Here is a 23,414-nt window from a genome sequence, read left to right as displayed (position 1 = left end):
CACCCCTACGGATAATCAGCTGTTTTTGCGAACAGCTTGCAATTAAACCGCACAGAAAGTACGGGTGATACACCGGTCCGAGCTGGGGTTTTCCGGTGGGGACGGGCCACGGTCAGGCCGCTGCCACGGGGGAGCCGGGAGGGTCAGGAGGTGGCCCCGGGGGCGGGCAGGCCGACGAGGGAGGCGAGGGCCTGACGGTGGGCGCCGGGGGTACCCAGAGCGATTTCCGTGGACTTGGCCCGCTTGAGATAGAGGTGTACGGGGTGCTCCCAGGTCATCCCGATACCGGCGTGCAGCTGGACACACTCCTCGGCGGTGCGCACGGCGACCGCCGCGGTGTGCGCCTGGGCCACGGCGACGGCGGTGTCGATGTCGGCACCCGTGCCGGTGCCGGTGCCGGTGTCGGTGCTGGTGCCGGTGTGCGGGCCGCCGGAGGCGAGGGCCGCCGCCGCGTCCCGGGCGACGGCACGGGCCGAGACCACACCGAGCCAGAGCTGGGCCATCCGGTGCTTGAGCGCCTGGAAGGAGCCGACGGGGCGGTTGAACTGGTGGCGCCCCCGGGTGTGGCGGACGGCCTCCTCCAGACACCATTCGGCCACCCCGAGCTGTTCGGAGGCGAGCAGCCCGGCGCCCGTGAGCAGCCCCCGGCGGACGGCGGCGTCGGTGGCGGGGCGGTCGCCGAGGAGGGTTCCGGGAGCCCCGGTGGCGTCGACCACGGCCAGGGGGCGGGTGAGGTCGAGGGCGGTCAGCGGGGTGACGGCGGCATCGGCGCGCTCCACCGCGTACAGCCCGTCCTCGCGGGGCACCAGGAGGACATCGGCCCGGAGCGCGTCCGCGACACCGGGCACGGGGCCGCCGGCGGGCACCGGGACATAGGGCGAGGCCGCGAAGGGGACGGCGAGGACGGCGGTCCGCTCCCCGGCGGCGAGAGCGCCGAGGAGCGTGCCGACACCGGGGCGGTCCGGGCCGAGGGCGAGCAGGGTCTCGGTGGCGATGACGGAGCCGGTGAGATACGGCGCGGGGGTCATCGCCCGGCCCAGCTCCTCCAGGACGACGGCGGCCTCGCGGTGGCTCGCGCCCTGGCCGCCGTACTCCTCCGGGACGAGGAGGCCGGCCGCGCCGATGTCCCGGGCGAGGACGGTCCACACGGCGGGGTCGTAGGGGTCGCCCGACTCGGCGCGGGCCAGCAGGGCGGCGGTGTCGGCCCGGTCGGTGAGCAGGGCGCGGACGGCGGCGCGCAGCTCCTCCTCGGCGTCGGAGCAGAGGAGGTCACGGGGGACGGCGGCGGGGACCGGGGAGGGGTCCGGGGCGGTGACCGTGATGGTGACGGCGCCGGGGGTGTCGGGGGTGTGGCTCGGGGTCATCGGGCGAGGTCCTTCCAGGCGATGTCCTTGTCGTCGCGCGGTTCGGACGGCAGTCCGAGGACCCGCTCGGCGATGATGTTGAGCAGCACCTCGCTGGTGCCGCCCTCGATGGAGTTCCCCTTGGCCCGGAGATAGCGGTAGCCCGCCTCCCGGCCGGTGAAGTCGACCAGCTCGGGGCGGCGCAGGGTCCAGTCGTCGTAGAGCAGCCCCTCGGTGCCGAGCAGCTCCACCTCCAGGGCGCTGATCTCCTGGTGGAGCCGGGCGAAGAAGAGCTTCATCGCACTGCCCTCGGGGCCCGGCATCCCGGCGGCGAGTCCCTGGGCCAGCCGTTCGCCCGCGAGCCGGGCCGCCTCGGCCTCCACCCAGAGGGCCAGCAGCCGCTGATGGAGATCGTGGGTGCGCAGCTCGGGCCGCTCGCGCCAGGTGCGGCAGACCGGTCCGAGCATCCCGCCCTCGCGGGGCTGCCGCCGGCCGCCGATGGAGACCCGTTCGTTCATCAGGGTGGTCCGGGCGACCCGCCAGCCCTCGCCGACGGCGCCGAGCCGGTGCCGGTCGGGGATCCGTACCCCGGTCAGGAAGACCTCGTTGAACTCCGCCTCGCCGGTGATCTGGCGCAGGGGCCGGACCTCGACACCGGGGTCGGTCATGTCGCAGACGAAGTAGGTGATGCCCTGGTGCTTGGGGAGGCCGGGATCGGTACGGGCGAGCAGGATGGCCCAGCGGGCGGTGTGGGCGCTGGAGGTCCATACCTTCTGGCCGGTGACGATCCAGTCGTCGCCGTCCCGGACCGCGCGGGTGGCGAGCGCGGCGAGGTCGGAGCCGGCGCCGGGTTCGCTGAAGAGCTGGCACCACACCTCGTCCCCGACCCACAGGGGGCGCAGAAAGCGGTGCTTCACCTCGTCGGAGCCATGGGCGAGCAGGGTGGGGGCGGCCATGCCGAGGCCGATGCCGATCCGGCGGGGGTCGTTGTCGGGGGCCCCGGCGGCGGCGAGTTCCGTGTCCACGACGGACTGGAGGGCGCGGGGCGCGTCCAGCCCGCCGAGCCCCCGGGGGTAGTGGACCCAGGCGAGTCCGGCGTCGAAGCGGGCGCGGAGGAAGGCGGTCCGGTCCATGCCGGCGGGGGGATGGGCGGTGAGCAGATCCCGGGTACGGGCGCGCAGTTCGGCGGCGTCGGCCATCGGGGGTGCTCCTTCCGGTTCGGGGTGGCGCATCGGGGGAAGCCGCCCGGGGGCAGCGGCCCGGGGGCGGTGTCTCAGGGGAGGTGCCTCAGGGGACGCGCCTCAGGGGACATGCCTCAGGGGAGGACGGTGAGCCGGCCGGTCGTGGTGCCGTCGGCGACCCGCTGGACCGCGTCGGCCGCGCCCTCCAGCGGGATCCGCTCGCTGATCAGGGGCTTGATCGCGCCCTGTGCGGCCAGCTCGGTGAGCCGGGCATGGCAGTCGCGGACCGCCTCCGGGTCCTTCTGGACATACAGCCCCCAGTGCACGCCGAGGATGCCGTAGTTCTTCAGCAGGGCGTGGTTGAGGGCGGGTGCCGGGACGGTCCCGCTCGCGAAGCCGACGACCAGGATCCGGCCCTCGAAGGCCACGCACTTCGCCGACTGGGTGTGGGCCTCGCCGCCCACCGGGTCGTACACCACATCCACACCACGGCCCGCCGTCGCCTCCTTGACGATCGCCACCACATCCTCGGCACTCCGGTCCACGACCAGGTCACAGCCCAACTCCCGGGCCGTTTGGGCCTTGTGGGCGCCGGAGACGACCCCGATGACCCGGGCGCCCGCGGCCCGGCCCAATTGGACGGCGGCGCTGCCGACCCCGCCGGCGGCGGCGTGCACCAGCAGGGTCTCCCCCGCCGCCAGCCGGGCCCGCCGGTGCAGGGCGAACCAGCCCGTCTGGTAGCCGATATGCAGGGCGGCGGCCTCCGCGTCGTCCAGGGAGCCGGGCGCGGGCAGGGCGCCCGCCGCGTCGACCAGGGCGTATTCGGCGAGTCCGCCGTGCGGCAGGGCCGGGGTGCCGATGATCCGGCGGCCGTCGGGCGTCTCACCGCACAGCTCCACACCCGGGGTGAAGGGCAGCGGCGGCCGTATCTGGTACTGCCCCCGGCAGAGCAGCGCGTCGGGGAAGTTGATGTTCGCGGCGCGGACCCGGACCAGGAGCTGTCCCGGTCCCGGCACCGGCCGGTCCACCTCCTCCAGCCGCATCGCCACACCCGGTTCGCCCGTGCTGTGCACACGCCATGCCCGCATCCTGGACCTCCACCCGCCGTCGCCGGTACCGCCCCGCCGCCGCATACTAAGCGGTCGCTTGCTTCCTGGAAACCCCCGTCACCCGGTTGGCCCCACCCCGAGCGGACCCCACCGCACCTGATGCGGTGTCATCGTTTCCCCGACGGGCAGGACCGACGAGACGGCGCGGAAGGTGCGGATGGACCGGAACGACGACCGATACGACCTGCTGGTGGTGGGATCGGCCAACGCCGATCTGGTGGTGGAGGTGGAGCGCAGACCCGGCCCGGGTGAAACGGTGTCCGGCTCCGATCTCGCCGTCCACCCCGGCGGCAAGGGCGGCAACCAGGCCGTCGCGGCGGCCCGGCTCGGCGCCCGTACGGCCCTGCTCGCCCGGGTCGGCGACGACGCCCACGGCCGGCTGCTGCTGGACGCCCAGCGCGCGGCCGGGGTCTCGGTGGAGGCCGTACGGACCGGCGGCGCCCCCACCGGCGTCGCACTGATCACCGTGGACCCCTCGGGCGACAACAGCATCGTGGTCTCCCCGGGCGCCAACGCGCTGCTGACCCCGGCCGATGTCCGGGCCGCCGCACGGCTGGTACGGGCGGCGGCGGTGGTCTCCGCCCAGCTGGAGATCCCGGTGGCGACGGTGGTGGAGACGGTCCGGGTACGGGACGGGGCGGGCCGATTCGTCCTCAACCCCTCCCCCGCCGGGCCGGTCCCCACCGAGGTGCTGGCCGCCTGCGATCCGCTGGTCGTCAATGAGCACGAGGCCCGGGTGCTCCTCGGCCACGGCGCCGGGGACTCCCCCGGGGAACGGGCCCTGGCGCTGCTCGCCCTGGGCCCCCGCTCGGTGGTGATCACCCTCGGCGCGGCCGGGGCGGTGACCGCGGACGGCCGTACGGGGGTGGTGGCGCGGATCGCGGCCGTCCCGGTCACGGCGGTCGACACCACGGGCGCGGGCGACGCCTTCACCGCGGCCCTGGCCTGGCGGCTGGGGCGGGGCGACGAGCTGCCGACGGCCGCCGGGTACGCGGCCAGGGTGGGGGCCGCCGCCGTGACCCGCAAGGGGGCCCAGGAGTCGTACCCCACCGCCGCGGAGCTGCCACCGGGCTGAACCGGACCGGACCCGGGGGGGGCGGTCCGGCACGGGAGCGGGGCGCCGGACCTCACCGGCGCCCCCTGTCGCGTACACGTATCGCCGGGCACACTCGCCCCATGACCGCCTCGGAGACACGCCCCTGGACCCCCACCCACGGCGACCCCTACCGGCCCGTCCCCTACCGGCCGGCCCGGATCGCCCCCGCCGACTCCCTCTCCCGCGCCGCCGAGTTGCGGACCCGGATGGACGAACGGCGTACGGTACGGCAGTTCGCCCCGGACCCGGTGCCGCTCCAGGTGGTCCGGGACGCCATCGCCTGCGCCGCCACCGCCCCCTCCGGCGCCCATCAGCAGCCCTGGACCTTCGCCCTGGTGAACGACCCCGGGATACGGCGGCGCATCCGGGAGGCCGCCGAGGAGGAGGAACGGGTCTCCTACGACGGGCGGCTCGGCGAGGAGTGGCTGGCCGCGCTGCGCCCGCTGGGCACGGACGAGGTGAAGCCCCATCTCACCGACGCCCCCGCGCTGATCGTGGTCTTCCAGCAGCGCTACTGGCTGGGCGAGGACGGCACCAAACGCAAGCACTACTACGTGGACGAGTCGGTGGGCATCGCGGTGGGCATGCTGCTCACGGCGCTGCATCTGTCCGGTCTGGCGGCGCTGGTGCACACCCCCAGCCCGATGCGCTTCCTCTCCGAGGTGCTGGGACGGCCGGAGAACGAGAAGGCGTTCGCCGTGATCCCGGTGGGATATCCGGCGGCCGACTGCCGGGTGCCCGATCTGGTGCGCAAGTCGCTGGACCAGGTGATGGTCGAGATCTGAGCCCCCTCCGCCCCGGCCCGGGTCCCCGGTCACGGGGCCCCGGGCCGCTCGGTGTCAGGTGCGGCCCGGGCGGGTGGCGTTCAGCCGGTTCACCACCGAGGTGGAGAGCGCGGTCGCCGTCCGGCACAGCTCGGCCTCGGGGCGGTCGCCGCCGACGGTGAGGTTCACCGTCTCCGCAGCGGCCCGGGCGTCCTGGGCCGCGTATCTGCGGTGCACCGTCCGTACGAGACAGGTGTCCTCGCCCTCGGCGCCCGGCCAGATCACCGTGGACCGGCCGCCGATCCGGGTGGCGGAGCCGTTCCCGCCGATCTCCCCCGCGCTCGGCGGCTGTCCCCGGTCGTAGCGCAGCTCCACCCACATGTGCCGGGTGGTGCTTTCCCATTCGCACTCGAAATGGCCGAAACCGGGGTCCGACGGCTTGGTGTCCACCCCGGGAACGACCTCCAGGGCGCGCGCCGAGAGCAGTCCGCAGGCGTCCTCCCGGCCGATGGACCCCCTGGGCAGGGTGCGCCGGGCGATCGGCCCCCGGTGGAGCACCCGGGCGGCATGGTCGGCCGCCGCGTCGGCCATGGCACAGGCCTGCGGTGTCCGTTCGCTCCGTTTGGCCACGATCCGTACGGTGACCTCCCGCTCCCCGTCGACCAGCAGCCGGCGCATACAGGCCTGTGCCTCGGGCGGCTCCGCCAGCACCCCGACCGTACCGACCCTGCGGGTGGGGTCCCAGCCGTCCGGGCGGCCCGTGGTGTCGAGATCCACGACGACATCCACCGGATCTCCGTCGCCGGTGTCCACCAGGACGTCGCAGCGGTCGAAGTTGCCGTAGTCGCGGTCGATCCGGGCGGCGCCGAAGCGGGCCAGGACCCGGGCGTCGACCAGGGCACAGGGGTCGGCGGTGCGATGGTCGCCGAAGCGGGAACGCCCGGTCTCCGCCGAGGGAGGTCCCCCCGCCGAGGGAGACGGGCCGCCGGGGCCCGCACCGGCATCACCGACCAGGGTGAACGGCAGTGCCAGCGCCAGCAGCGCCCCGGCGAGGGCCCGGCCCCGGCGCTGCCCCGGTCGTGGTCCCGGCCGCTGTCCCGGCCGGGGCGGAGGCGGAGGCAGGGACGGGGGCAGGGGCAGGAGGTCCGTACCGGCCCGGTTGCGGACCAGGGCGATGGCATGTCCGTCGTTCCGGGCGAACTGCTGCGGCAGCGTTCTGCCCCGGGCGGCCAGCCGGCCGCGGACCGCGCGGAAGACGGTCCTCATGTCGAGCGGGTCGGCGGCGCCGGCGACCCCCTCGCGGATCACCTCCACCAACTCCCCGGTGAACGCGGTGAACCGCTCCCCCGGCGGGGCCCAGGCGGGTTTCAGCGCGGCGGACGCCGTCATCACATAGGTGCCGTCGACCCCTGCGGGTACATCGCCACCGTCCTCCAGGGAGCCCATATGGGCGTCGAGCGCCCGTCCGCTGTAGCAGCAGTCCAGGATGACCACCTGGCTGGGCGCGGTACAGGTGTGGAGGAGCTCATGACGGAGGTCCTGGTAGGCGACGGAGCGGTAGAGCCGTTCGCTCTCCGACCGGGAGAGCGCGAGGCGCAGCTCGGCGTCGGGCGAGAGAAGGCCATGTCCGGCGAAGTAGAGGAGAAAGGCCGCCTCGGCGTCGCGTGCGGCACTGTGCACCGCGTCGAGGACCTCATCGGTCGACGCGGGGTTCTCCAGGACGACACAGTGCTCGTCGGGCAGGCCCCACACCCGGTCGTCGGTGAGCAGGGCACGCAGCGCGATGAGGTTGTTGCGCACCGAGGGCAGGGGGTCCAGGTCGGTGTAGGAGTGGACGCCGATCAGGACGGCGCGGGACTGGGCGGGGTCGGGCAGGGGCATGGCTCGCTCACCGGCCCCCGGGGGCGGTCGGGTCCTCCGGCTCCGGCCCGGGGCCCGGTCCGGGTTCCGAGGGGAGCGGCGGTGGAGGGCTCAGCAGGGCCACCATCCGCCGCACCTCGTCGTCGGAGGCGCCGCTCAGGGTGAGGGAGACCCCGTCGACGGTGAGGGTGACGGCCGGGGCGGTCCGCCGGGCCGCGCGCCACGCGGCGTAGGAGAGGGCGAGATTGAGCACGGCGACGCTCTGCCCGACGATCAGGTCGATGAGATCGACCGTGCCCATGGCACCGGGGAGGGTGCGGTGCGCCAGGCGTATGTCCATGTCGCGCCGTACGGTGTCGTCGCGCCTGAGCCATCGGTGGAGGTCGGCGACGGTGCGGTCGCCGTCCTCCAGCTCGGGGGCGCTGATCTGGATCTGCATCGTTTCTCCTCGCTGCCCGGGGGTGGGCGGGGCTTCTCCAGGGAGAACGATTCAGGGCCGCCGATGACACGAGGACGGCGCGGTCGCCCGTACCACCGCGCCGGATCCGTGCGGCACCCGACTCCAGCGGCACCCGATACGGCGGTACGGGACACGGCGGCACGGGATGCGGCGGGCACGGGATACGGGCGGGGCTCAGCGGGGGAACAGCTCGAAGGTCACCGCGGGGATCCCGCCGAAGCGGGCGCCCGCCTGCTCGGCCGCGCCGGTGAGGAAGGTCCGGCAGTAGTGCTCCGGGTCGGTCTCCGTCAGGACCTCGATATAGGTGCGGTGTTCCATCAGCGAGGCGATCGAGCGCTCCAGACCGGGCCGGGCGTCGACGGCGTGGGTGGGCGAGGTGGAGCCGGCGACGGCGACCCAGCGGACCCCGTTCCAGGGTTCGAGCCCCTGGTCGCGGAGTTCGGGGAAGATCCAGCGGTTGCCCGCGTCCGCCGCCGCGTCCAGGACGGCCCGGCCCACGGCCCGGTGGTCGGGGGTGTTCCAGGCGGTGCCGCCCCAGGTGTCCCGGTGGTTGAGGGTGATCAGGAGTTCGGGGCGGTGGCGGCGGATCGCCGCCGCGATGTCCCGGCGCAGCGCGGTGCCGTACTCGATGACGCCGTCCCGGTGGTCCAGGAACTCCACCGCGTCGACACCGACGACGGCCGCGCTCGCCCGCTGTTCGCGCTCGCGGACCACGGCGCACTCGGCCGGGTCGAGGGTGTCGATCCCGGCCTCGCCCCGGGTGGCCAGCAGATAGGTGATCTCCCGGCCGGCGTCGGTCCATCCGGCGATGGCGGCGGCACAGCCGTATTCGAGGTCGTCGGGGTGGGCGACCACGGCGAGGGCGCGCCGCCAGTCGTCGGGCAGGGGTTCCAGCTGCGGTGGTGCGGTGTCCGTCATGATCGCAGCCTACGGCGGGCGGGGCCCGGAATCCCGGCTTGTCACGCGATGGCCGGCCCGGGCCCGGACCGCCGGGGTCCGGGCCCCTGCCGTGCGGTGGCTCAGACCGTCTCGTCCCGGGCGAGGGCGATCAGCCGGTCCAGGACCCGGGTGCCACTGGCGCGTACCCCGTCGTGCTCGTACTCGTCGGTGACCCAGGTGCGCAGTCCCCGGATGGCGCGGGCGGTCTCCAGGGAGTGGGCGGTGTCCACATACATGTCGTCGTGGTAAACGGCGGCGGCGACGGGGATGTCGGTGGTGGCGAGCCGGGCGCGGTCGTAGAGGGGGGCCCAGTCGGTCCGGTCGGCGAGGAGGTCGGCGGTCTCGCGCAGCGGGCGCAGCGCCGGGTCGCTCTCGAAGTGCCAGGGGTGGATGGTCTCCCCGGTGAAGAGGAGGGGGGCGTCGCCGTCGAGGGCGGTGGCGGCGTCGAAGCGGGGGAACTCGGCGCGGATCCGCTCGGCGGCCCAGGCGGTGGGCCGCCCGCCCTGGGCGTAGCAGGCCTCGTGGAGGGCGGCGTAGAGGGGGTTGCGGGCGAAGGAGAGGTGGGCGGCGACGGCCTCCTGGAAGGAGTCGGACAGCTCCAGGCCGGTGCCGGTGCGGACGAAGGCGTTCTCCAGCAGATAGTGGAGGTGGTGGCTGCCGTCGCCGGAGCCGAGGAGGAGGCCGAGGGACTGGAAGGCGGCGGGGGTGAGGTGGTAGCCGGTGGGCAGGACGGCGCGGTGCTCGGTGAGATGGGCGGCGACGGCGCGGGCCCGCTCGATGTCCTGGGGGTAGCGGTCGTAGTGGGCGGCGACCTTGCGCTCGATCCGGGGGTAGGCGGCGCGGTAGACATCGTCGGCGTGGCCGTCGAGGGAGGGCAGTCCGCCGGTGATGAAGACCTCGCGCAGCCCTTCGGGGGCGGTGGAGAGGTAGTGGGTGGCGCAGAATCCGCCGAAGCTCTGGCCGAGGACGCTCCAGGGGGCGCCGCCGGTGAGGCGGCGGCGGATCAGCTCGCAGTCGCGGACGATGCTGTCGGCGCGGAAGTGGGCGAGGTGGTCGGCCTGGGCGCGGGCGTCGCCGCGGGCGGCGAGGGTCTGGCGGTTCTGCGGGGTGGAGCGGCCGGTGCCGCGCTGGTCCAGGAGGAGGACGCGGTACTCGCGTACGGCGCGTTCCAGCCATGCCTGGGTGCCGGTGAAGCGGCGGGCGGCGCAGCCGGGGCCGCCTTCCAGATAGATCAGCCAGGGCAGGTCCTCGCCGGTCCGGGCGGCGGCGGTGACCTCCCGCGCGTACACCTCGATCTGTTCCCCGCCGGGGCGGGTGTGGTCGAGGGGGACGGTGAAGACATGGTCGGTGAGGACGACACCGGGCTGGCGGTAGCTGGTCACGGACACACTCCTGGTTCGGTACGGCACGCCCGCCCATGGGATCACACGGGCGGGCGCGGGAGGTACGGCAGGGTTGGGTCCTGGCTGGTCACAGCGGTGCGCGGGCCGGTTCCCGGGGGTGGGGTCACACCATCCGGGAACCGGCCCGCGCACGGTGGTGCGGGGGTGGGGCGTTACCAGGGGGCCGGGGGTACGAGGGGTCAGGGGTACGAGGGAGCGGGGTTACGAGGGGCCGGGGGTTACGAGGGGGTCAGCGGCGGGTGGGGCTCAGCGGCGGGTCGGGAAGTCGTCCGGGGTCCGCATCCGGTCGCGGATCCAGACTCCGGCGGGCTTCAGCGAGGAGGTCCCGGCGTACGGTCCGCCCGCGGCGCAGGTGCCTGTCTTGAAGACGGCGCCGGAGCGGAAGTCGTCGGAGTAGTTCCAGTTGGTCCAGCTGATCTTCTTGGCGGCCATCAGATCGAGATAGCGCTGGGCCGTCGCGAAGTCGTTCCCGCCGTCGCCGGTGAAGGTCTGGGTGCCGAACTCGGTGACGAACATGGGGACCCGGTCGGCGGCGCGGGAGAGGGTGTTCAGATACTCGTCGCCGTGGGACGCGGCGTAGAAGTGGAAGGTGTACATGATGTTGGCGGCCCGGACCGGGTTGTTCACGACCTCGGTCTCATTGCCGTCCTCGGAGACACCGAGGGAGGACCAGGCGCGGGTGCCGACGAGGACGGTGCTCTCCGGGTCGTACCGGCGGATGACCGGGATCAGCTCCTCGGCGTAGCTCTTGATCCGGGACCAGGAGACACCGCTGGGCTCATTGGCGATCTCGTAGATCAGGTTCTTCTTGTCGTTGTGGCGCTGGGCGATCTCGGTGAAGAAGGTCTTGGCGCGGGCGAGGTTGGCGTGCGGGTCGCCGGGGGTCAGCATGTGCCAGTCGACGAGGGCGTACATCCCGCGTGCGGTGGCCTGCTCGATGAGCGAGTGGACCAGGTCGGTGAAGCGGCGCGGGTCGGTCTCGTAGCCGCCCTCCTGGATGTACATGGAGATCCGCAGGACATCGGCGTTCCAGTCCTTGGCGAGGGCGTCCAGCGAGGCTCCGTTGGCGCACTGGGAGTACCACTGGAGCCCATGGGTGGACATGCCGCGCAGCTGGATGGGCTTGCCCGAGTCATTGCAGAGCTTGGTGCCGCAGACCCGGAGCTGGCCGTTGATCGAGACCGGGGTGCCGCCGGGCCCGGGGCCCGGGCCTCCGGAGTCCGGAGCGCTGAGGCTGTCCACATTGGGGCCGCCGTTGGCGGTGGTCGCGGTGGCCCGGACGGTGTTGGCGCCTTCCCGGAGGTCGGCCTCGACGGTGGTGGTGCGCCAGGTGGTCCAGGCGCCGGTTCCGGGGAAGGCGCGGCCCACGGCGACGGGGGTCCCGTTGACGGTGATGGTCATCGGGCGGTTGGTGGTGGTGCCGTTGGCGAACCGGAGGGTCAGCGGGACGCTTCCGGCGTCGTCGGCCCGGACGGTCCACTCGACGCTGCTGCCGGTGACGTTGTCGTAGTTGACGAAGCCCCGGCCGGTGTAGCCCCGGTGGTTGGACTCGATCGCTCCCTGGGAGACGGTCGCGTCCTCGGCTTCGAGCACGGTGGCCCGGGGGGCGTGCCGTGCCGGGGCGGGGTCGGCCGACGCGGCGGGGGCGGCCGGGGCCGCCAGGACTCCGGCGAGCAGCGCCGCCGCGAGGGTTCCGGCGCCGCCGAGCGAGCGCAGCACAGTGCGTGGGGGTTTCATGAGGGTCTCTCCCTTGCCTGGTGGGGGAAAACCGGGACTGGAAGGAAACTTTCCTAACCGATGGAAGCAGCCCCCGCCAGCCACTGGCAAGGGTCATGACAAGAAAGATCGCGGGAACGACTTCGCGCCACCGGGTCCGGTCCGGCCGGACCGGACCCGGTGCGGTGACTCGGACAGGCCCGGCCCGTGTGCGCCCGGGGAGCCCTGCTCCTAGCGTGGGGGCATGATCCGGTTCGAGCAGGTCAGCAAGGTGTACCCGGACGGGACGACCGCCGTGGACGGCCTGTCGCTGGAGGTGGCCGAGGGCGAGCTGGTCACCCTGGTGGGCCCGTCGGGCTGCGGCAAGACCACCACGATGATGATGGTCAACCGGCTGATCGAGCCCACGGCGGGCCGGATCCTGGTCGACGGCGAGGACATCTCCACCGTCGACCCGGTCCGGCTGCGGCGCCGGATCGGCTATGTGATCCAGCAGGTCGGCCTGTTTCCGCACCGTACGGTTCTCGACAACACCGCGACCGTTCCCGCCCTCATCGGGTGGAAGCGGGCGAAGGCCCGCGCACGGGCGGCCGAACTGCTCGATCTCGTCGGTCTCGACCCCTCGGTGTACGGCTCCCGCTACCCCGCCCAGCTCTCCGGCGGGCAGCGGCAGCGGGTCGGGGTCGCCCGCGCCCTCGCCGCCGACCCGCCGGTGCTGCTGATGGACGAGCCCTTCGGCGCGGTCGACCCGGTGGTCCGGGAGCGTCTCCAGAACGAGTTCCTGGCGCTCCAGGCCCAGGTCCGCAAGACGGTGCTGCTGGTCACCCATGACATCGAGGAGGCGGTGCGGATGGGGGACCGGATCGCCGTCTACGGCCAGGGCCGGGTGGAGCAGTTCGACACCCCGGCGGCGGTGCTGGGGACTCCCGCGAGCGCCTATGTGGCCCGCTTCGTCGGCGCGGACCGGGGGCTGAAGCGGCTCGCGGTCACCACGATCGAACCGGACGACCTGGAACAGCCCCCGCTGGCCCGGCTGGACGAGCCGGCGGCCGATGCGGCGGTCCGGCTCCGCTCCGGGCGGGCCCGCTGGGCGGTGGTGCTGGACCCGGAGGGCGAACTCCACGGCTGGGTGGCGACCGACACGCTCGCCGAGGCCGGGAGGGGAGAGGGGGCCGGGACCACGGTGGGCGATCTGGCCCGGCGGATGGAGGCCTGGGTACCGCTCGGGGCCTCCCTCAAGAAGGCCTTCAGCGAGATGCTCCAGCACGACGCCGGGTGGGTGGCGGTGGTCGACGGCTCCCGCTTCCTCGGGGTACTGACCCCGGCCAAACTCCATGAGGCGCTGCGGCGGTCCGTGGACGCGGACGAGCGGGGGATCGGCCGCGACGAGGTGGAGTTCCACTCGGTCGCGGACGCCTGACCCGGACACCGGGGCCGCGCCGGTACGAGCACCGTCCGGGCGACTGACCAACCGTCACCTCTTCGGGCACAATCTCCTTGGCGCTCAACCGGGTTCACCCCACTGCGGGCCGTCCCCGCCCCCCGGGCCCAAGGCCGTGCCCGATGCCCCGGTTCGGCCTTCCGCTCGCCGAACTCCGCGCCTATCGCGGCACCTCCGCCGAACCCGAGGACTTCGACGACCATGAGGGCGGGGCCGTTCCAGCAGGCGGCGCGGTTGCGGTGGCTGCCGAGGACGCCCGCCGCCTGACCCGTACGGAGGGCCCCGCACGGCCGGGGGACGGAGCACGGCTCCAGGTCGGATACGGTGCTGGTGTGCTGATCACGGGAGGGGACACCGCCACACCGGGGACCGCGCTGCTCATCGCGGCCGCGCCGGTGGGCAAGGGGCGGCTGGTCGACGCGAGTTCGGTGCTGCCCGCACTGGCCGCGGTGCCCCCGAGCGCGCTGACCGGGACCCGGGCGGCGACGGTCGTGGAGCTGGCCGACCCGGTCGACCCGCAGACGGTCCTCACCCGGATCCGGTCGGCCGCCGCCGGTGCGGGGCCGCTCTGCCTCTATCTCGCCGGACAGCTCCACCTCGACCGCAAGCAGCGGCTGCCCCATCTGGCCCTGGCCCGCTCCACCCCGTCGACCCTGCGGTACACCGGACTGCCCTGGCACTGGCTGGCCGCCGAACTGACCATCCGCCGGCCGGGCACCACCACGGTCTTCGTGGACCTGGTCGCCGACCCGGACGCCTGGCGCCGGGTGTCCGGTGAGGGGCTGGGCCTGGGTCTGGGCCTGGGGGTACGGATGTTCGGGCAGGTGGCCCCGGCCGCGGCCCGCCGACTCCGGGGGCCGGACGACACCGGACCGCCGTATCTGCGGGCCTGCGCGACGATCTGGCGCAGCGGCGCGCGGCCCGGCCCGGAGGCGCTGCACGAGCTGGCGGCGGCCGAGGCGGGCACCGAGGGCGCGCTGCTGCTGGACACGGAGCGGAGCGCCGCCGCCCCGCCGCCCGTGGCGGGCGCGGCGCCCGGCGGATACGGGGAGGCGCCCCCGACGGACCCCCATCCGGCGATACTGGCCGCCGCACGGGCCGGGCGGCACACCGAGGCGGCGGCAGCGGCGGCCGCCTGGGAGCAGCAGGAGCTGCGGACCTATGGGCCCGGCTCCCCGCAGGCGCTCCACTGGCTGGAGGTACGGGCGGATCTGGCCCGTCTCGCGGGGGAACCGGCGCTCAGCTGTGCCCTGTGGATGGCGGTCGCCGACACCCGGATCACCCGGGAGCAGCCCGTGGACGACCCCGAGGTGGAGGGTGCGGTGGACCGCGCCCATCACCAGTGGGAGCAGATCCAGGACATGGGGGCGGCCCGCTCCCTGGCCCCCCGTCTGGTGGCGCTGCGCCGCCGGGTCCCGGGCCGTCAGCGCGGGGCGCTGACCGCGCTCCAGCGCCGGCTGGAGCATCTGCACGCGGGCCACCCGGCGTAGCGGCTCCGCCCCGGAGCCCACCGGTCACCGCCCTCCCCCGGGCCGTGGGCTGAACCCCGTCCCGTCCCTCGCCCGTTCCCACCCGGAAGACACCGGAAGGCGCCGGAAGGCACCGGAGGACAGTCGAGGCTCCCGGGAGGGACTGTGGTTTCGATCCACACGGGCCATGGGGTGGCGCACGGCCCATGGACGATCAAGGCGGTCGGCGCCTTCACCCCGCCGGCCGTCGTCCACAATGCCGAGATCGAGGACCGTCTGGGGCTGGACTCCGGATGGATCGAGAACCGGACCGGGATCCGCGAGCGCCGTCACGCGGACCCGGGGACGGCCGCCGAGGACCTGGCGGTGCCCGCGGCCCGGCGGGCCCTGGCGGCGGCCGGGGTCACGGCGGAGCGGCTCGGTGGCCTGGTCTTCGCGACCAGCTCGCCGAGCCGGGTGGTCCCGGGCCTCGGATATCTGCTCCAGCACCGGCTCGGGGCCTCCCGGGCGACCGTCCTGGATGTGAACACGGGCTGTTCCGGGTTTCTGCACGCGGTCCATCTGGCGTGCACGCTGGGTACGGCGGGCCAGTTCGACGGGCCGGTCCTGGTCGTCGGCGCGGAGTGCTTCTCGCCCTATCTGGACCCGTACGACCGGGCGACATCGGTTCTCTTCGGCGACGGCGCCGGGGCGGCGGTCCTCGGCCCCGGTCCCGGCGGGTCGGCGGTGCTGTGCAGCGCGCTGGGGTCGGACGGCTTCACCGAGCGCGGGGCCTGGATCCGGCTCGGCGGCAAGGGTCCCGGCGGGGCGACCGTACACATGGACGGACGCTTTGTGGCCGACTATGTGCGCGGGACCTTCGGGCGGGCCGCCCAGGTCGTGCTCGACCACGCGGGGAGTTCGCTCGACGAGGTCGACCTGGTCGTGTTCCACCAGGCCAATGTGGCGCTGCTGCGGCAGGTCGCCGCCGAGTACGGCATCCCCACCGAGCGCGTCCCGCTCTCCGGGGACCGGTACGGCAATACCGGGGCCGCGTCGATCCCGCTCACCCTGGATCTCCACCGCCACCGTCTCACCCCGGGTGCCCAGGTGCTTCTCTTCGCCCTCGGCGGCGGCATGAACTGGGCGGGGACCCTGGTCCGTATCGGTGAGCCGACTCCCGGGAGCCGTCCATGACGGATCTGTCCGCGCTCATCCGGGGAGCCTGCCCGCAGACCGCCTACGACGAGGCCCGGCTCCGCTACGCCGCGCTGCCGGCCGCCGACCGGACCGCCGATCTGCCCACGCGCAGCACCCGGGTGTACGAGAATCTGCGGCGCGCGGGCCACGGTTCCCCGGGCCCCGGCCCGTTCGAGGATCCCGCCGTCTTCTCCGCACGGCTCCAGTGGGCGGCGATCACGGATCCGTCGCTCTTCATGGCCACCCTCATCCACCACGGCATGGCCCTCGGCACCCTGCTGGAGCTGGGGGACGGCGGCGGGTACGCCGCCCGCCGCACGGAGCAGCTGGCGACCGGTGACCGCATCGGTGTCTACGCGGTCACGGAGGCGGCGGGGGCCAGTGGTCATGCCTCCCTGGCGACCGAGGCCCGATTCGATCCCGCCACCCGGGAGTTCGAGATCCATACACCGTCCGCCTCGGCCGGCAAGATCATGTCCAACTCCGGAACGGCCGCCCCCAAGCTCGGGGTGGTCTACGCCGACCTCGTGGCCGGGGGACGCCCGCGCGGTGTCTTCCCGTTCCTCGTGGATCTGGTGGGTCCGGAGGGCGCGCTGCCCGGTGTCGGGATCACTCCGCTGCACACACCGCTGCTCCCCCTCGACTACGCCCTGGTCACCTTCTCGTCGGTACGGGTCCCCCAGGCCGCCTGGCTGTGTGACGGCGCGACCCTGGACGCGGCCGGGCGTTTCACCGATGTCGCCGCCTCGCCCGCCGAGCGGCTGACCCGCTCGTACCGGGTGCTGCGGATCTCCTGGACCTTCTTCACGGCGGGCCTGGCGGCGGTCACCCGGGCCGCCGCGGCGACGGCCGTGGAGGTCGCTCTCGTACGGACGGTCAGAGCACGGTCGGCCGCCGGACAGCCGCTGCTCGATCTGCCCAGCCGGCAACGGGCCCTGTTCGGCGCCCTCGCCACCGCCTATGCCCTCACCGGACTCGCGCACCGCGTCGCCGAGCGGGGCGCCCCGGACCGGGGAGGGGAAGCGGGGGCCGGGCCTGCGGGCGGCGAACGGGATCTGGCCCCCTGGTCCGCGGTGAACGGCTCGCTCTCCCTCGCCAAGGCGGTGGCGGCGGACCGGGCGGCACGGGCCATCGCGGAGTGCCGGCTCGGTATCGGGGTGCTCGGCACCCTCTCCTCGAACAGGATCGTGGAGTACGAGGGGTTCGCCCACGCGTGTCATGCGGCGGGCGGCGACAATACGCTGATCTTCTTCGACACCGGTCGCGGGCTCGCCGAGGAGGCCCTCGGCCACTCCCCCGTACCGGCGGAACCGACCGTACCAGCCCTACCGGCCGACCCGACCGTACCGGCGGAACCTGCCCCATCGGCGGATCTCACCGAACCGGCGGCGGCCTTCGCGCTGCTCCGGGCGCGTGCGGCGGTCCTTCTGGAGGGTCTGCGGAGCGAGGTGTCCCGGTCACGGTCGCTCGGCTCGGACGAGACGGCCCTCTGGGACGCGCATTTCGCCGGGGCGCGGGCCGTGGGGGAGGCCCATGGGGTCGTCGACATGGCGGGTGCCATGCTCGGCGACCTCGGCCGGCTGCACGGCACGGACCGTGCGGTCCACGCCCCGCTCACCGCCCTGCTCTGCCTGCTGGAGGTCGAGCGCCATCTCGACTGGTATGTCACCCATGGGCTGCTGACCGTCGACCGGAGGTCCGCCGTCGACCAGGGGATCCGCGGGCTCTGTGCCCGGCTCCGGCCCTCGGTCCGCACCCTGCTCGACGCCCTGGGGGTGCCCCCGCCCACCGGGCCGGCCCGGCCCTGACGGCGCGGCGGAGGCCCGGCCGGCCGGGCCCAGCAGTCCATGCGACCGGAGGTACTGGCGGGCCACGTCCTCCGGCAGTCTGCGCCAGCTGTCCACCCGTTCGTTCATCTCCGCGAGATCCTCCGTGGTCAGTACGGTGTTGAGCCGGCCGAGCGCCCGGACGACCGCGGGGCTCCCGGCGCGCGCCCGGTTGACCACCGGCACGATGTAGTCGGCGTTCTGGAGATGCCGGTCGTCCTGGAGCAGGACCAGATCGAACTGGTCGAGGGTGGCGTCCGTAGTGGTGGTGAGCACCATCTGGTCCTGGCCCCGCTGGACGGCCTGCTTGGCCTGGGTGGTGCCGACGCCCTTGGGATCGATCGCGGTGATGTCGATGCCGTAGACCGATCGCAGGCCCGGTTCGCAGTACGGGCGCCGCACGCATTCGTCGCCCGCCGCGAGGCGCACCGGAAGCCCCGAACGCCCCAGGTCGCTGAGGGTCCGCAGCCGGTGGCGCTCGGCGTAGGAGCGGCTCACCGCGAAGGCGTTCTGGTCCACCGCCCGCCCCGGGGGCAGCACTTCGAGCCCGCGCGGCGCGGCGAGCCGTCGCAGCGCGGTCATGGTGGTGGCCAGGTCGGGCGAGCCGGCCGGGGGCGCGTCCTGCCCGTTCGCCTTGACATTCAGCCAGTCCGCGAAGGTCGCCGCGTACTCCGGCACGACATCGATCCGCCCGCTCTCCAGCGCCGGTTCATAGATCTCACGGTTGGTGACGGTGAGGACCTCGGCGGAGTATCCGGCGTGCCGCAGCAGCAGGGCGTACATCCGGGCGAGCAGATCGCTCTCGGTGAATCCGGCGGAGCCGACGGTGAGCCGGTGGCTGTCGCCCGGGGGGACCACCTGGTCGCGGGTCTCCAGCGAGGGCCCGCTCATACAGGCGCTGACCACGGCGAGCGCACAGCCGGCCAGGGCGAGGACGAGCACCGCGCTCCGGGGGCGCATCAGCCGGGCTCCCGGGCCCAGGCGGGGGCGAGTCGCTGTCCGAGGACGAAGAGCGCCTCGACGGCGAGGGCGAAGACGGCGACCAGGAAGGCGCCCGCGACGACCTGGGGCGTGGAGGCGAGGTTGAAGCCCGCGGTGATGATCCGGCCGAGCCCGCCGCCGCCCGCGAGGGCCGCGAGGGTCGCGGTGGCCACCAGCTGGACGGCGGCGATACGGACCCCGGTGAGGATCAGCGGCAGGGCGAGCGGGACCTCGACACCGGCCAGGAGCTGACGGCCGCTCATGCCCATGCCCCGGGCGGCGCGGACCACGTCGCGGTCGACCTCGCGCATCCCGGTGTAGGCGTTGACCAGCAGCGGGGGCACCGCGAACAGCACCAGGGCGATGACGGTGGGCCAGGAGCCGTACGCGCCGATGGGGCTGAGCAGCAGCAGGACCAGGACGGCGAAGGTGGGCACGGCACGCCCGATGTGGGAGATGTTGACGGCGAGCGCCCCGCCCCTGCCGATATGGCCGAGGACCAGGGCGACGGGCAGCGCGATCAGACAGCTCAGGCCGAGGCAGACCCCGGTGAGGTAGAGGTGTTCCAGGAGCCGCTGGCCGATCCCGCCCTCGCCCGACCAGTGGGCGGGGTCGGTGAGCCACCCCCATGCCTCGCCGAGGGTGTTCACGCCGCCGCTCTCGACCAGGGGGTGGCCAGCCGCTGGATCCCGAGCAGCAGCAGATCGGCGGCGAGGGCGATGAGGACACAGAGCGCGGACGCGGTGAGCACCTGGGCCTTGAAGTAGGTGTTCATCCCGGAGTAGATGAGATTGCCGAGCCCGCCGTAGCCCACGATGGCGCCGATGGTGACCAGGGAGATCGCGGAGACGGTGGCGATCCGCAGCCCGGCCATGGCCGCGGGCAGCGCGAGCGGGAGTTCCACCCCGAGCAGCAGCCGCAGGGGCCCGTATCCCATGCCGCGCGCCGCCCGCCGGGTCTCCTCCGGGACGGCGCGCAGCCCGGCGAGGACATTGCGGACGAGCAGGGTGAGGGAGTAGAGGACCAGACCGGCGATGACCAGGGACGCGGAGAGCCCGTACACGGGGAGCAGCAGCGAGAACATCGCCAGGGAGGGGATCGCGTAGAGGACGGTGGTGAGTCCGAGGACGGGTCCCGCGGCCCAGTGCCAGCGGCGGGCGGCGACCGCGAGCGGCACGGAGAGGGCGACCGCGATGGCGACGGAGACGGCGGTGAGCTGGAGGTGCTGGAGGGTGGCGTCCAGGAGGATCCCGCGCCGCGTGGAGAGGTACTCGCCGCAGATCCATTCATTGCGGGCGAGACAGTCGTCGGGGGGCTCCGTCACCTTCCCATTCCAGCCCGGCCCCCGGGGGTGCGCACGCTGTGCTCGGCCGTCCGGGGGCTCAGGAGGCGCCGGAGGCCTCAGGCGTCGGAGGTCCCGGGCGGCGGAGGCCTCGCGTGCCCAAGGTCCCGGGCGGCGGAGGCCTCAGGCGCCGGAGAAGTGGTCGGCGTACTCCTCCCCGGGCGGTATCTCGGTGATGACATCGATGAGGACACCGCTGGGGTCGGCGACGATGAAGTGCCGCTGCCCGAAGGACTCGCTGCGCAGCTCCAGCAGGGGGGTGAGCCCCTCGCGGACGACCAGCCGCTCCCACTCGGCGTCCACGTCGTCGACCTCGAAGTTGAGGATCAGCCCGCTGACCGGGGTGCGGTGGCCCTCGGGGATGGTCGGGTGGGTGTGGTCCAGCAGGGCCAGTTCGTACGGGAGCGGGCCGGGGCGGCGCAGGCTGACGTACCAGTCGGCCTCGAAGGTGATCCCAAAGCCCATCAGCCGGGTGTAGAAGTCCTTGGACTCCTCGATCCGGGAGGTGGCGATCACGGGATAGAAGCTGCTCAGCATGGGTGGCACCCTTCATTCACATACCTTCGGTACGTCAAACGGTATGGACGTACCATCGGTATGTCAATCGGTGTCCTCCGACCGCGCCCGCCCCCATCCGGCGCCCGGCCGGGGGCGGAAGGGAGCGCGCGGGATGGCGGGCACGGTCAGGGCACGGCAGCGGGAGGAGACCCGGCGGCGGCTGTTGCGGGTGAGCAGGGAGCTGTTCGCCGGCCAGGGGTACGGTGCGGTCGGCCTGGCCGAGATCGTCGCGGCGGCCGAGGTCACCAAGGGGGCGCTCTACCACCACTTCGCGGGCAAGGCGGATCTGTTCCGCGCGGTCCTGCGCGAGGTGCAGCGGGAGGTGGGGGCACGGGTGGCCGCGGCGGCCGACACCCGGCAGGACCCCTGGGAGCGGCTGACCACCGGCTGTCAGGAGTTCCTCACGGCGGCCACCGGTCCGGGCATTCAGCGGATCATGCTCATCGACGGCCCGGCCGTCCTGGGGTGGCACGAGTGGCGCGGCATGGACGAGGAGTCCTCCGCGCACCATCTCGCCGAGGCCCTGGAGGATCTGATGGCACAGGGGGTACTCCCCCGGCAGCCGGTCGCCCCCCTGGCCCATCTGCTCTCGGGGGCGATGAACGAGGCGGCGCTCTGGCTCGCCGTCTCGGGGCGCGCGGCGGACCTCGCGGACACCCGGGCCGCGCTCGCCCGGATCCTGGAGGGGCTGCGGGGCGGCGGCTGATCGCACCCCGGCGCCACCGGACCCGGAGTCGGGCCGGACCCGGAGTCGGGGTCGGAGTCGGAGTCGGAGTCGGAGTCGGACCCGGAGTCGGAGTCGGAGTCGGAGTCGGACCGGACCTGGAGACGGACCGGAGACGGGATCGGACCGGAGACGGGGTCAGTAGGGGGCGACGGGGAGGATCGGGTCGCAGATCTCCAGAACGGCCTCCCCCGACCGGGGATCACCGCCCTCCACCGGCCGCACCTTGGCGCCCACCCAGACCAGATGGGGCGCGGTGCCGATCACCCGGCAGCGGAGCATGAACCCCTCGGGGAAGCGCACCAGCGACTCATTGCGCGCCACCCGGGTGTACCGGTTGACCACGGCCGACCGGATGACGACGCCCTCGCCCTCGCTGCGCGCGGACTCCAGATCGCTGGAGGCGCAGACCGGGCAGAGCAGCCGCCGGAACGAGGCGGTGCGGCACCATCGGCACCGCTGGTAGATGAGCCCCGGATCCTTCCGCGCGGCCGGCGCGGTGCAGGTTCCGGACTGGGACATGTCTCGGTGCATCTCGACCCCCTGCGCTCTGGAGCGTCTCCGCCTCGCGGAGGCGCTCCAGCACCATATGGCACTCAGTGTCTTTACGTATAGGCACTGGGTGCTATCGCTTGCGGGCCGCCCGGAGCGGGGTGCCCGCCGCGCCGTCAGCCATCGGCGAGGGCGGCCTCCAGCCGCTGCACCACCCGCCACAGCGGAGTGGTCCGGGAGGTGACCATGACGACGACCTCGCCGCCCGCCGCCGCGACGGCCCGCGCCGGCGCGACCCCCTGGGACCACCCGTCCCAGACTTCCCGTACGAGCGCGAAGGCATGCTCCACCGCCGCCTCGGCGTCCCCCTCACCACCCGAACGGAGCCATGCCCGCAGACCGTTGTTGTGCGCCGCGACCACGGCGGCGGCTATGACCTCGGCATGCAGCGGGCCGTCGGGGGCGGTGCCGTAGCGGTCGCGGAGATACGCCGCCAGGGTGCGCTCATAGCGGCGCACCACCGACAGTTCATAGGTCCGCAGCCCCGGTACCTCACGGGTGAGCCGGTAGCGCTGGACCGAGAACTCGGGGTTGGCCGCGTACATCCGGAGCACGATCCGGGCGGCTTCGCAGACCCGCGCCAGCGGGTCGCCGTCACCATGGGCGTCGAGGAACGCCGTCATCTCGGCGAGGCAGCTCTCGTGGTCGGGGAAGACCGCGTCCTCCTTCGACGGGAAATACCGGAAGAACGACCGCCGTCCGACCCCGGCGCGTGCCACGATGTCATCGACGGTGGTGCCCTCGAACCCGCGCTCCAGAAAGAGCTGGAACGCCGCCTCTGCCAGCGCCTCGCGCATGGGAGCCCTGGCGGCCGTGCCGCCCACTGTCGGGCCCGGTGCGGCCTTGCCTGCTCTGCGTGGCTGAGTCATGCGGGGCAACGTAGCACCGAAGACCATATTTTGGCACTAGGTGCCTTTACATAGGGTACTGAGTGCCATAGCCTCGCGACAACGGACCGTCCACCTGGCAGGAGAAACGTCGTGACGTTGAGGGTTGTTGTCTGTGTGAAGTTTGTGCCGGATGCGGCGGGTGAGCGTGGTTTTGGTGGGGATCTGACGGTGGATCGTGAGGGTGTGGACGGTCTGTTGTCGGAGTTGGACGAGTACGCGGTGGAGCAGGCGTTGCGGGTTGCTGAGGCGTCGGACGGTGATGTCGAGGTGACGGTGGTGACGGTGGGTCCGGAGGATGCGCGGGAGGCGGTGGCGAAGGGTCTGCGGATGGGGGCGGACCGGGGTGTGCATGTGGAGGACGGGGGGGTTCATGGTTCGGATGTGATGGGGACGTCGCTGGTGCTGGCGGCGGCGGTGGAGAAGGCGGGGTTCGATCTGGTGGTGTGCGGGATGGCGTCGACGGACGGGGGGATGGGGGTGTTGCCGGCGGTGCTGGCGGAGCGGCTGGGGGTGGCTCAGGTGTCGCTGTTGTCGGAGGTGTCGGTTCAGGGTGGTGTGGTGTCGGGGCGGCGGGACGGTGA

21 protein-coding genes and 1 pseudogene are annotated in these 23,414 nt (G+C 73.6%); 8 read left to right on the top strand and 14 right to left on the bottom strand.

From position 1 onward, the window contains the following. Positions 1 to 143: 143 nt before the first annotated feature. The 3 genes from ABT354_RS17510 to ABT354_RS17500 form a co-directional block, all read right to left on the bottom strand. Positions 144 to 1,364 (bottom strand): acyl-CoA dehydrogenase family protein, encoded by a 1,221-nt coding sequence (locus tag ABT354_RS17510; RefSeq protein WP_351494546.1) that lies wholly within the window; start codon positions 1,362 to 1,364, stop codon positions 144 to 146. Then, the gene (locus ABT354_RS17505) at positions 1,361 to 2,542 is read right to left on the bottom strand and encodes an acyl-CoA dehydrogenase family protein (protein ID WP_351494544.1); all 1,182 of its coding nucleotides are present in this window, start codon (positions 2,540 to 2,542) and stop codon (positions 1,361 to 1,363) included. Before ABT354_RS17505 ends, ABT354_RS17510 begins: the two co-directional genes overlap by 4 nt. 116 nt (positions 2,543 to 2,658) lie before the next feature. Then, positions 2,659 to 3,612 carry an NADPH:quinone oxidoreductase family protein gene (locus ABT354_RS17500; protein WP_351494542.1) on the bottom strand — a complete coding sequence of 318 codons (954 nt, stop codon included), beginning with the start codon at positions 3,610 to 3,612 and terminating at the stop codon, positions 2,659 to 2,661. 178 nt (positions 3,613 to 3,790) lie between these two features. Between ABT354_RS17500 and ABT354_RS17495 the strand changes: the two genes are divergently transcribed. Further along, entirely contained in the window at positions 3,791 to 4,708 is a 918-nt protein-coding gene (locus ABT354_RS17495) for a ribokinase (protein ID WP_351494540.1), read from the top strand. Between the two features lie 101 nt (positions 4,709 to 4,809). After that, a complete protein-coding gene (locus ABT354_RS17490) occupies positions 4,810 to 5,514 on the top strand; it encodes a nitroreductase family protein (RefSeq protein ID WP_351494538.1) in 705 nt (234 codons plus the stop codon). A 54-nt stretch (positions 5,515 to 5,568) separates the two neighbouring features. On the opposite strand, the gene ABT354_RS17485 is transcribed toward ABT354_RS17490, so the two are convergent. From ABT354_RS17485 to ABT354_RS17465, 5 genes are all read right to left on the bottom strand, one after another. Next, complete coding sequence (locus ABT354_RS17485; RefSeq protein ID WP_351494536.1) at positions 5,569 to 7,374, bottom strand: caspase family protein; 1,806 nt, start codon at positions 7,372 to 7,374, stop codon at positions 5,569 to 5,571. Between the two features lie 7 nt (positions 7,375 to 7,381). Continuing rightward, positions 7,382 to 7,792, bottom strand: coding sequence for an effector-associated constant component EACC1 (locus tag ABT354_RS17480; protein ID WP_351494534.1), 411 nt, complete (start codon positions 7,790 to 7,792; stop codon positions 7,382 to 7,384). 195 nt (positions 7,793 to 7,987) lie between these two features. After that, positions 7,988 to 8,731 carry a PIG-L deacetylase family protein gene (locus tag ABT354_RS17475; RefSeq protein WP_351494531.1) on the bottom strand — a complete coding sequence of 248 codons (744 nt, stop codon included), beginning with the start codon at positions 8,729 to 8,731 and terminating at the stop codon, positions 7,988 to 7,990. Positions 8,732 to 8,832: 101 nt separating this feature from the next. Continuing rightward, positions 8,833 to 10,134: an alpha/beta fold hydrolase gene (locus tag ABT354_RS17470; protein ID WP_351494529.1), complete on the bottom strand. Its 1,302-nt coding sequence runs from the start codon at positions 10,132 to 10,134 to the stop codon at positions 8,833 to 8,835. A 267-nt stretch (positions 10,135 to 10,401) separates the two neighbouring features. After that, on the bottom strand, positions 10,402 to 11,892 hold the full coding sequence (locus ABT354_RS17465; protein ID WP_351494527.1) for a cellulase family glycosylhydrolase: 1,491 nt from the start codon (positions 11,890 to 11,892) through the stop codon (positions 10,402 to 10,404). Between the two features lie 223 nt (positions 11,893 to 12,115). Between ABT354_RS17465 and ABT354_RS17460 the strand changes: the two genes are divergently transcribed. The 4 genes from ABT354_RS17460 to ABT354_RS17445 all read left to right on the top strand — a co-directional run bounded on the left by ABT354_RS17460 (position 12,116) and on the right by ABT354_RS17445 (position 17,768). After that, the gene (locus ABT354_RS17460) at positions 12,116 to 13,291 is read left to right on the top strand and encodes a betaine/proline/choline family ABC transporter ATP-binding protein (protein ID WP_351494525.1); all 1,176 of its coding nucleotides are present in this window, start codon (positions 12,116 to 12,118) and stop codon (positions 13,289 to 13,291) included. A 143-nt stretch (positions 13,292 to 13,434) separates the two neighbouring features. Further along, a complete protein-coding gene (locus ABT354_RS17455) occupies positions 13,435 to 14,802 on the top strand; it encodes a hypothetical protein (RefSeq protein WP_351494523.1) in 1,368 nt (455 codons plus the stop codon). A 144-nt stretch (positions 14,803 to 14,946) separates the two neighbouring features. Further along, the gene (locus tag ABT354_RS17450) at positions 14,947 to 15,957 is read left to right on the top strand and encodes a 3-oxoacyl-ACP synthase III family protein (protein WP_351494521.1); all 1,011 of its coding nucleotides are present in this window, start codon (positions 14,947 to 14,949) and stop codon (positions 15,955 to 15,957) included. Then, positions 15,954 to 17,768: an acyl-CoA dehydrogenase family protein gene (locus ABT354_RS17445; RefSeq protein WP_351494518.1), complete on the top strand. Its 1,815-nt coding sequence runs from the start codon at positions 15,954 to 15,956 to the stop codon at positions 17,766 to 17,768. Before ABT354_RS17450 ends, ABT354_RS17445 begins: the two co-directional genes overlap by 4 nt. Before the next feature lie 30 nt (positions 17,769 to 17,798). Here the strand turns inward: ABT354_RS17445 and ABT354_RS17440 are convergent. From ABT354_RS17440 to ABT354_RS17425, 4 genes and pseudogenes are all read right to left on the bottom strand, one after another. Further along, positions 17,799 to 18,746 (bottom strand): annotated as a pseudogene (locus tag ABT354_RS17440) (ABC transporter substrate-binding protein); the annotation flags it as partial. Beyond that, entirely contained in the window at positions 18,746 to 19,417 is a 672-nt protein-coding gene (locus ABT354_RS17435) for an ABC transporter permease (RefSeq protein ID WP_351494516.1), read from the bottom strand. The gene ABT354_RS17435 and the pseudogene ABT354_RS17440, both read right to left, overlap by 1 nt. Beyond that, the gene (locus ABT354_RS17430) at positions 19,414 to 20,091 is read right to left on the bottom strand and encodes an ABC transporter permease (RefSeq protein WP_351494514.1); all 678 of its coding nucleotides are present in this window, start codon (positions 20,089 to 20,091) and stop codon (positions 19,414 to 19,416) included. Before ABT354_RS17430 ends, ABT354_RS17435 begins: the two co-directional genes overlap by 4 nt. Before the next feature lie 141 nt (positions 20,092 to 20,232). Beyond that, positions 20,233 to 20,646 (bottom strand): VOC family protein, encoded by a 414-nt coding sequence (locus ABT354_RS17425; RefSeq protein ID WP_351494512.1) that lies wholly within the window; start codon positions 20,644 to 20,646, stop codon positions 20,233 to 20,235. A gap of 133 nt (positions 20,647 to 20,779) precedes the next feature. Between ABT354_RS17425 and ABT354_RS17420 the strand changes: the two genes are divergently transcribed. Then, a complete protein-coding gene (locus tag ABT354_RS17420; protein ID WP_351494510.1) occupies positions 20,780 to 21,373 on the top strand; it encodes a TetR/AcrR family transcriptional regulator in 594 nt (197 codons plus the stop codon). A gap of 156 nt (positions 21,374 to 21,529) precedes the next feature. On the opposite strand, the gene ABT354_RS17415 is transcribed toward ABT354_RS17420, so the two are convergent. Together ABT354_RS17415 and ABT354_RS17410 are read right to left on the bottom strand one after the other, a co-directional pair. Beyond that, the gene (locus ABT354_RS17415) at positions 21,530 to 21,913 is read right to left on the bottom strand and encodes a Zn-ribbon domain-containing OB-fold protein (RefSeq protein ID WP_351494507.1); all 384 of its coding nucleotides are present in this window, start codon (positions 21,911 to 21,913) and stop codon (positions 21,530 to 21,532) included. A gap of 146 nt (positions 21,914 to 22,059) precedes the next feature. Further along, a complete protein-coding gene (locus ABT354_RS17410) occupies positions 22,060 to 22,740 on the bottom strand; it encodes a TetR family transcriptional regulator (RefSeq protein WP_351494851.1) in 681 nt (226 codons plus the stop codon). Positions 22,741 to 22,923: 183 nt separating this feature from the next. Here ABT354_RS17410 and ABT354_RS17405 point away from each other — a divergent pair. Continuing rightward, on the top strand, positions 22,924 to 23,414 hold a 491-nt coding region (locus tag ABT354_RS17405; RefSeq protein WP_502983438.1), incomplete at its 3' end, for an electron transfer flavoprotein subunit beta/FixA family protein.

This window comes from Streptomyces sp. NPDC000594 (assembly GCF_040299965.1).
Taxonomy (GTDB): Bacteria; Actinomycetota; Actinomycetes; order Streptomycetales; family Streptomycetaceae; genus Streptomyces.
The sequence above is the reverse complement of the archived record's forward strand: the minus strand, read 5'-3'. Positions and strand labels throughout refer to the sequence as shown.

Bases quoted from the DNA above. Each gene is read 5' to 3' on its own strand.
- ABT354_RS17495 (WP_351494540.1), top strand. From the start codon at position 3,791: ATGGACCGGAACGACGACCGATACGACCTGCTGGTGGTGGGATCGGCC.
- ABT354_RS17485 (WP_351494536.1), bottom strand. From the start codon at position 7,374: ATGCCCCTGCCCGACCCCGCCCAGTCCCGCGCCGTCCTGATCGGCGTC.
- ABT354_RS17410 (WP_351494851.1), bottom strand. From the start codon at position 22,740: ATGCGCGAGGCGCTGGCAGAGGCGGCGTTCCAGCTCTTTCTGGAGCGC.
- ABT354_RS17475 (WP_351494531.1), bottom strand. From the start codon at position 8,731: ATGACGGACACCGCACCACCGCAGCTGGAACCCCTGCCCGACGACTGG.
- ABT354_RS17425 (WP_351494512.1), bottom strand. From the start codon at position 20,646: ATGCTGAGCAGCTTCTATCCCGTGATCGCCACCTCCCGGATCGAGGAG.
- ABT354_RS17465 (WP_351494527.1), bottom strand. From the start codon at position 11,892: ATGAAACCCCCACGCACTGTGCTGCGCTCGCTCGGCGGCGCCGGAACC.
- ABT354_RS17415 (WP_351494507.1), bottom strand. From the start codon at position 21,913: ATGTCCCAGTCCGGAACCTGCACCGCGCCGGCCGCGCGGAAGGATCCG.
- ABT354_RS17505 (WP_351494544.1), bottom strand. From the start codon at position 2,542: ATGGCCGACGCCGCCGAACTGCGCGCCCGTACCCGGGATCTGCTCACC.
- ABT354_RS17420 (WP_351494510.1), top strand. From the start codon at position 20,780: ATGGCGGGCACGGTCAGGGCACGGCAGCGGGAGGAGACCCGGCGGCGG.
- ABT354_RS17500 (WP_351494542.1), bottom strand. From the start codon at position 3,612: ATGCGGGCATGGCGTGTGCACAGCACGGGCGAACCGGGTGTGGCGATG.
- ABT354_RS17510 (WP_351494546.1), bottom strand. From the start codon at position 1,364: ATGACCCCGAGCCACACCCCCGACACCCCCGGCGCCGTCACCATCACG.
- ABT354_RS17445 (WP_351494518.1), top strand. From the start codon at position 15,954: ATGACGGATCTGTCCGCGCTCATCCGGGGAGCCTGCCCGCAGACCGCC.
- ABT354_RS17460 (WP_351494525.1), top strand. From the start codon at position 12,116: ATGATCCGGTTCGAGCAGGTCAGCAAGGTGTACCCGGACGGGACGACC.
- ABT354_RS17490 (WP_351494538.1), top strand. From the start codon at position 4,810: ATGACCGCCTCGGAGACACGCCCCTGGACCCCCACCCACGGCGACCCC.
- ABT354_RS17480 (WP_351494534.1), bottom strand. From the start codon at position 7,792: ATGCAGATCCAGATCAGCGCCCCCGAGCTGGAGGACGGCGACCGCACC.
- ABT354_RS17455 (WP_351494523.1), top strand. From the start codon at position 13,435: ATGCCCCGGTTCGGCCTTCCGCTCGCCGAACTCCGCGCCTATCGCGGC.